This is a genomic window from Micromonospora inaquosa, from assembly GCF_003857055.1.
GTDB lineage: Bacteria > Actinomycetota > Actinomycetes > Mycobacteriales > Micromonosporaceae > Micromonospora > Micromonospora inaquosa.
In genome coordinates, this window is the sequence record NZ_QGSZ01000122.1 from 22,681 (window position 1) to 29,476 (window position 6,796).

At 71.3% G+C, this 6,796-nt stretch carries 7 protein-coding genes; all 7 read left to right on the forward strand.

Features of this window, described 5'->3' with window-relative positions:
• Positions 1-8 precede the first annotated feature (8 nt).
• The 7 genes from DLJ59_RS03195 (at position 9) to mctP (ending at position 6,743) form a co-directional block, all read left to right on the forward strand.
• The gene (locus DLJ59_RS03195; RefSeq protein WP_124771012.1) at positions 9-1,238 is read left to right on the forward strand and encodes a helix-turn-helix domain-containing protein; all 1,230 of its coding nucleotides are present in this window, start codon (positions 9-11) and stop codon (positions 1,236-1,238) included.
• A gap of 16 nt (positions 1,239-1,254) precedes the next feature.
• Positions 1,255-1,827, forward strand: a complete 573-nt coding sequence (locus DLJ59_RS03200; RefSeq protein ID WP_124771013.1) for a flavoprotein — start codon at positions 1,255-1,257, stop codon at positions 1,825-1,827.
• 119 nt (positions 1,828-1,946) lie between these two features.
• A complete protein-coding gene (locus DLJ59_RS03205; RefSeq protein WP_425271382.1) occupies positions 1,947-2,783 on the forward strand; it encodes a Nif3-like dinuclear metal center hexameric protein in 837 nt (278 codons plus the stop codon).
• Positions 2,773-3,510 (forward strand): zinc ribbon domain-containing protein, encoded by a 738-nt coding sequence (locus DLJ59_RS03210; protein ID WP_124771015.1) that lies wholly within the window; start codon positions 2,773-2,775, stop codon positions 3,508-3,510. The genes DLJ59_RS03205 and DLJ59_RS03210 overlap by 11 nt, the downstream gene beginning before the upstream one ends.
• A 3-nt stretch (positions 3,511-3,513) precedes the next feature.
• A complete protein-coding gene (locus tag DLJ59_RS03215; protein ID WP_124771016.1) occupies positions 3,514-4,695 on the forward strand; it encodes a bifunctional RNase H/acid phosphatase in 1,182 nt (393 codons plus the stop codon).
• A gap of 153 nt (positions 4,696-4,848) precedes the next feature.
• Positions 4,849-5,094, forward strand: a complete 246-nt coding sequence (locus DLJ59_RS03220) for a DUF3311 domain-containing protein (RefSeq protein WP_124771017.1) — start codon at positions 4,849-4,851, stop codon at positions 5,092-5,094.
• Positions 5,094-6,743, forward strand: coding sequence for a monocarboxylate uptake permease MctP (gene mctP, locus DLJ59_RS03225; protein ID WP_124771018.1), 1,650 nt, complete (start codon positions 5,094-5,096; stop codon positions 6,741-6,743). The genes DLJ59_RS03220 and mctP overlap by 1 nt, the downstream gene beginning before the upstream one ends.
• The last annotated feature ends 53 nt before the right edge of the window (positions 6,744-6,796 follow it).

Consider the following 6,796-nt stretch of genomic DNA (forward strand, 5'->3'; position numbering starts at 1 on the left):
ATGGGGAGATGGACGAGCTACCCATAGGACGGCGAGTGGCCTACTGGCGGGGGCGCCGCAAGATGTCGCAGCAGGTCTTCGCGGACCGGCTGGGCAAGTCCAAGAGCTGGGTGGACAAGGTCGAACGCGGCGTCCGCCGGTTGGACAAGTTCTCCGTCCTCTACGAGATCGCCGACATCCTCCAGATGGACGTCCAGCTGCTGCTGGGCAAGGACCCGGAGCGCCGCGCCGACGCCCTCAACTGCATCGACCAGGTCGAGGTGCAGGAGATCCGGGCGGCGCTGGAACGCTACGACTCGATGAGCGCGTACTTCGACGCGGTGCCGTTCCCGCCGCCGATGGACGACATGCGCAAGGCCGTCAACCACGCCTGGCTCACCTACCAGTACGGCCGCTACGGGATGCTCACCCGGGCGCTGCCCAAGCTGCTGCGCGACGCCCAGGCGGCCGACGCCGCCTACGGCGGCGAGCAGGCCCCCGAGGCGGCCCACCTGCTCGGTCAGGTCTACCAGATCGCCTCCTCGGTGCTGCGCAAGCTCGGCGAGTGCGAGCTGGCCTGGTTGGCCGCCGACCGGTCGATGGCGGTGGCCCAGCGGGCCGACGACCCGCTGCTGGCCGGGATCGCCACCACCCGGGTGTGCAACGCCCTGGTCGCGATGGGGCGGGCCCGTCCCGCGCTGGAGCTGAACGTCCAGATCGCCAACCGGCTGGCACCGGGTGGGAGCAACGAGGTCTCCCCGGCCCGCCTCTCCGTCTACGGGATGCTGCTGCTGCAGGGCGCGATGGCCGCGTCCCGGATCGGCGACTCGGCCAGCGTCGACGATCTGATCAACTGCGCGCAGGAGGCGGCCACCCTGCTCGGCGGCGACCACAACCACTACTGGACGTCGTTCGGCCCGACCAACGTCGAGCTGCACCGGGCCGCCGCCGCTGTGGAGTTGGGCGACGGGGGGCGGGCCGTGGAGGTGCACCAGCTGCGCATCGCGGAGCCCGCCTTCAACGCGCTGTTGCCCGAGCGCCGCGCCCACCACCTGCTCGACATCGCCCGCGGCTACGCCCAGATAGGTGACGTGGCGAACGCCGGCGAGATGCTGCTGCTCGGTGATCGGCTCGCCCCGTCGGAGATCCGCTGCCGGCCGATCGCGCACGAGGTGATGTCCGACATCCTCCGTCGCACACGTGGTGCGCCGCCTTCTCCGGTAGCGGAGTTGGCTGAGCACATGGGAGTAGGGGTATGAGCGCGGAGCCGGTCTGATGGCCGGTACAGCGCGCAACAGCGGGCACCGCGAGGTGCTCTACGTCATCGCCTGCGGTTCGCCGCTGGCACGGCACGTCGGTCGTCTGGTCGACCTCGCCCAACAGGACGGTTGGGACGTCTGCGTGATCACCACGCCGGACGGCGCGAAGTTCGTCGACCAGTCGGCCCTGATTCGGCAGACCGGCCACCCGGTGCGAATGCACTACAAGAATCCCGGTGACCCGGACGTGTTACCGCCCGCCGACGCCATGATCGTCTGCCCGGCCACCGTCAACACGGTCAACAAGTGGGCGGCCGGCATCACCGACACCTTGGCGCTCGGGCTGTTGGTCGAGGCCCAGGGCAAGGGCGTCCCCATCGTGGCGGTGCCGTACACCAACGCGGCGATGGCCTGCCACCCGGCGTTTCGGGCCGGGGTGGCCCGGTTGGCCGAGTGGGGCGTCACGGTGCTCTTCGGCGACGATGTGATCGCGCTGCATCCGCCCGGAATGGGGGAACAGCACATGCACGCCTTCCCCTGGGCGATGCCGTTGGCCGCGCTCCAGACCGTCTCCTGGAGTGCGGCCTAGCGCGTCCGGCAGATCTTCCGCCCGACGCGGCCGGGCCGGGTGTCACCGTCCCGGGGGCCGCCACGCCGGTAAGCTGGCCCGCCGTGAGCACAAGCGGATCCACCCCCACCGTCAGCGACGTGGTGGCCGAGCTGGAACGGCGGTTTCCGCCGGTCTGGGCGCAGGAGTGGGACCGGGTGGGCCTGGTGCTCGGCGAGCCGGCCACCCCGGTCCGCCGGGTGCTGTGCGTGGTGGATGTGGTGCCCGAGACGGTCGACGAGGCGCTCGTCGCCGACGCGGACATGATCGTCGCGCACCATCCGCTGCTGCTGCGCGGGGTGTCGTCGGTCGCCGCGACGACCTTCAAAGGGCGGATCATCCACCGGTTGATCCGGGCCGGGGTGGCGCTCTACGCGGCGCACACCAACGCCGACGTCGCCTCCCCGGGCGTCTCCGACGCCCTCGCCGCCCGCTTCGGGCTCACCGGTCTGCGCCCACTTCAACGGCCCGCGCCCGGGTCACCCGCCCACGGCGACGACAGGGGTTTCGGCCGGATCGGCGAGCTGCCCCAGCCGATGACCCTCGCCGAGCTGACCCGGCACGCCGCCGCGGTGCTCCCCGTCACGTCTTGGGGAGTTCGCGCGGCGGGGGATCCCGGGCGTATGGTTCGTACCCTCGCCGTCAGCGGCGGGTCGGGGGACAGTTTCCTCGGCGCCGCGACCGCCGCCGGGGTGGACGCGTTCCTCACCGCCGACCTGCGGCACCACCCGGCCGGCGAGCACCTCGCCGCCGATGGTCCCGCCCTGATCGACGCCGCCCACTGGGCGACCGAACGACCGTGGCTGGACGACCTGGCCGCCCTCCTCCGGGAGGCGCTGGACGTCGAGACGCTGGTGTCCGACCTGGACACCGACCCGTGGACCGTGCACGCCGCCGCACCCGCTGTGGACGACAAGGAGCCCGACCGTGAAGGCTGACCCTCAGGTGCAGCGCCGCCTGCTCGACCTCCAGGCGATCGACACCAACCTCGCCCAGCTCGCCCACCGCAGGCGTTCGCTTGCCGAGCGCGCCGAGTTGGAGGCGCTGGCCCGCGAGCTGTCGTCGATGGAGGACGAGCGGGTCCGAGCGCAGGTGGCGGTGGACGACCTGGACCGCGACATCGCCCGGTTGGAGAAGGACGTCGAGCAGGTCCGGGCCCGCAAGGAGAAGGACGAGAACCGGCTTGCCGCCGGCACCGGCCCGGCCCGCGAGCTGGAGGCGCTCCAGCACGAACTGGTCTCGCTGAAGCGCCGCCAGGGCGACCTTGAGGACGCCGAGCTGGAGCTGATGGAGCAGCGGGAGACCGCGCAGGGCGTACTGGACGGCGTGGAGCAGCGGCTGGCCGAGACCCGGGACAAGCGGGCCGCGACCGAGCAGCGCCGCGACGAGGCGCTGGCCGAGATCGCCAAGGATGAGGAGTTCAAGCGGGGCGCGCGCCAACCGCTCGCCGCCGACCTCCCGAGCGAGCTGGTCGACCTCTACAACAAGATCCGCGAGGACACCGGGTTGGGCGCCGCGCTGCTCACCGCGGGCCGCTGCGGCGGGTGCCGCCTGGAGCTGTCCGGCGCCGACCTGGCCCGGATCCGCAAGGCCGCCCCCGACGACGTGGTCCGTTGCGAGGACTGCCGACGGATCATGGTCCGCACCAACGAGTCGGGCCTGTAGGTCGTGGCGCCGCGGGTGGTCTCCGTCGAGGCCGACGGTGGGTCCCGGGGCAACCCCGGCCCCGCCGGCTACGGCGCTGTGGTGCGCGACCCGGAGACCGGCGAGGTGCTCGCCGAGCGTTCCGAGTCGCTCGGCACGGCCACCAACAACGTCGCCGAGTACCAGGGCCTGATCGCCGGGTTGACCGCCGCGGCCGAGCTGGGCGCCGCTGAGGTGGACGTCCGGATGGACTCCAAGCTGGTGGTCGAGCAGATGTGCGGCCGGTGGCAGATCAAGCACCCCGGCCTGCGGCCCCTCGCCGCCCAGGCCGCCGCGCTGGTGGGCCGGTTCACCGCGGTCCGGTTCAGCTGGATCCCGCGCGAGCAGAACCGGCACGCCGACGCCCTCGCCAACGCCGCCATGGACGCCGCCGCCGGCCGTCCTGCGGCGGCTGCGGCTCCCGCCCGTCCTGCGGCGGCCGCGTCCCCGGGCCGTCCTGCGGCGGCTGAGCCCGCCGGCCAGCCCGCGACCGGCAGTGACCCGGCGACCGCGCCGGCCTCCTGGGAGCCACGGCCGACCTTCACCGCCACCCGGCTGATCCTGGTCCGGCACGGCGAGACCCCGTACACGGAACAGCGGCGCTACTCCGGGCGCGGCGACGTGCCACTGTCCGAGCGTGGCCGGGCCCAGGCCCAAGCCACCGGCGCCCGGGTGGCCGAGCTGGCCCCGTCCGTCGCGGCCGTGCTCAGCTCACCGTTGTCCCGGTGTACGGCCACCGCCGCGTCGATCGCCGGGGCGCTCGGTGACGTGCCGGTGCGCACCGAGGACGACCTGATCGAGTGCGACTTCGGCCAGTGGGAGGGGCGCACCTTCGCCGAGGTGCGCCAGCAGTGGCCGGGGGAGATGGACGCCTGGCTCGCCTCACCCCGGATCGCTCCGCCGGGCGGGGAGTCGTTCACCCACGTCGCCGAACGCGCCAGCCGTGTCATCACCGGGCTGCTCACCGCGTACCCCGGTGAGACCGTGGTGATCGTCTCGCACGTCTCGCCGATCAAGCTGGTGCTGCGCGACGCCCTCGCGGCCGGCGACGGTTTCCTGCACCGGCTCTTCCTGGACGCGGCCGGCATCTCGGTGCTCGACATGTGGCCCGACGGCGGCGTGGCCGTGCGGACGGTCAACGACACCGCCCACCTCGCCGCCCTCTGAGCCCGGTCACACCTCGGCTGGTCCCCGCGCCGTTCGGCGCAGGCGGCCAGCCGTTCGGCGCAGCACCCTCCGAACGGGTCAGGTGACCGCCATCACAGAGTCGTAGCCTCCGGCCGTTACATCGAGAGCCACGACTCCCCGGAGGTGTGTCAGATGGCTGCACCCGAACCGGAGGCGCCTACCACCACGGCGCCGACCAGGGCGAAGGACCACAGCCCCTGGAACTGGTTGCTGTTCATTCCCATCGTGGTGCCGCTGGTCCCGGTCTTCTTCAATGGCGACTCGCCCCGGGTCTTCGGCTTCCCGCGCTTCTACTGGCTGCAACTGGCCTTCATCCTGCTCGGCGTCGGCACCACCACGTTGGTCTACCAGATGACAAAGAAGCGGGGAGGCCGCTGATGTGGCGCGACCATCTCACCGAGATCATCGTCTTCTCCTTCCTCTTCCTGCTGGTGAGCGTGATGGGCTTCGTGGCCGCCAGGTGGCGGGCACCGAAGGACATGGCGCACCTGGACGAGTGGGGGTTGGGCGGGCGCAGCTTCGGCGGCTGGATCACCTGGTTCCTGGTCGGCGGTGACCTCTACACCGCGTACACCTTCGTGGCGGTGCCGGCGTTGATGTTCGGTGCCGGCGCGGCCGGGTTCTTCGCCGTGCCGTACACCATCGTCATCTACCCGCTGGTCTTCCTGGTGCTGGTGCGGCTCTGGTCGGTGTCGCACCGGCACGGGTTCGTCACACCGGCCGACTTCGTCCGCAACCGGTTCGACTCGCCGGTGCTGGCGCTGCTGATCGCGATCACCGGCATCGTCGCCACCATGCCGTACATCGCGTTGCAGCTGGTCGGCATCGAGGCGGTGCTCAAGACGATGGGCGTCACCGGCGACAACGCGCTGGCCCGGCACCTGCCGATCATCATCGCGTTCGCCATCCTGGCCGCCTACACCTACCAGTCGGGGTTGCGCGCGCCCGCGCTGATCGCGTTCGTCAAGGACAGCCTGATCTACATCGTGATCCTGGTGGCGGTCGTCTACCTGCCGTACAAACTGGGCGGCTGGGGTGACATCTTCGCCGCCGCCGACGCGAAATTCGACGCCTCGCCCAACCCGAACGACGGCATCCTGCTCAACGGCAACAACCAGCTTCAGTACGTGACGTTGGCGCTCGGATCGGCGTTGGCGCTCTTCCTCTACCCGCACAGCATCACCGGTGTGCTGGCCAGCCGGAACCGCGACGTGATCAAGCGGAACATGTCGGCGTTGCCCGCGTACAGCCTGCTGCTCGGGTTGATCGCGCTGCTCGGCTACATGGCCATCGCGGCCGGCGTGAAGCCGCTGCCCGGCAACTCGGCCGGCTCGGTGGACAACAACACCATCGTCCCGTTGCTGTTCGACCAGCAGTTCCCGGACTGGTTCGCCGGTGTCGCGTACGCGGCGATCGGCATCGGCGCGCTGGTGCCGGCGGCGATCATGTCGATCGCGGCGGCGAACCTGTTCACCCGCAACATCTACAAGGAGTACCTGAAGCGGGACGCCTCCCCGGCCCAGGAGGCGAACGTCTCGAAGATCACCTCCCTGGTGGTGAAGGTCGGCGCGGTGGCCTGCATCGTCTTCCTCGACCCGCAGTTCTCCATCGACCTCCAGCTGATCGGCGGCGTGATCATCCTGCAGACGCTGCCGGCGGTGGCGCTGGGCCTCTACACCCGCTGGTTCCACCGCACCGGCCTCATCGTCGGCTGGGCGGTCGGCATGGGGTTGGGCATGTGGATGCTCTACCAGGTGGCCAGCCCGACCCGGAAACACTTCGGCGGCTCGGCGTTCCCGCTGTCGGAGTTCGGGTTCGACACCACCCGGACGATCTACGTCGGCATCGTGGCGGTGGCGGTCAACCTGGCAGTGGCGGCGCTGGTGACGCTCGCGCTGCGGGCCGCGAAGGTCGAGGAAGGCGTCGACGGCACCGAGCCGGACGACTACTTCGCCGACGAGGGCGACCCCCGGGTCACCCCCGGCACCGAGCGCGACGCCGACTCGGCCCGCGAACCGGTCGCCTGACCTCAGGTACGCCCGGGCGCCGACCTGCGTCGGCCCCGGGCGTACCTGAGGTC

What these genes read in the sequence shown, in the direction of transcription:
- mctP (WP_124771018.1), top strand. Translation starts at nt 5,094, where the DNA reads ATGTGGCGCGACCATCTCACCGAGATCATCGTCTTCTCCTTCCTCTTC.
- DLJ59_RS03195 (WP_124771012.1), top strand. Translation starts at nt 9, where the DNA reads ATGGACGAGCTACCCATAGGACGGCGAGTGGCCTACTGGCGGGGGCGC.
- DLJ59_RS03220 (WP_124771017.1), top strand. Translation starts at nt 4,849, where the DNA reads ATGGCTGCACCCGAACCGGAGGCGCCTACCACCACGGCGCCGACCAGG.
- DLJ59_RS03200 (WP_124771013.1), top strand. Translation starts at nt 1,255, where the DNA reads ATGGCCGGTACAGCGCGCAACAGCGGGCACCGCGAGGTGCTCTACGTC.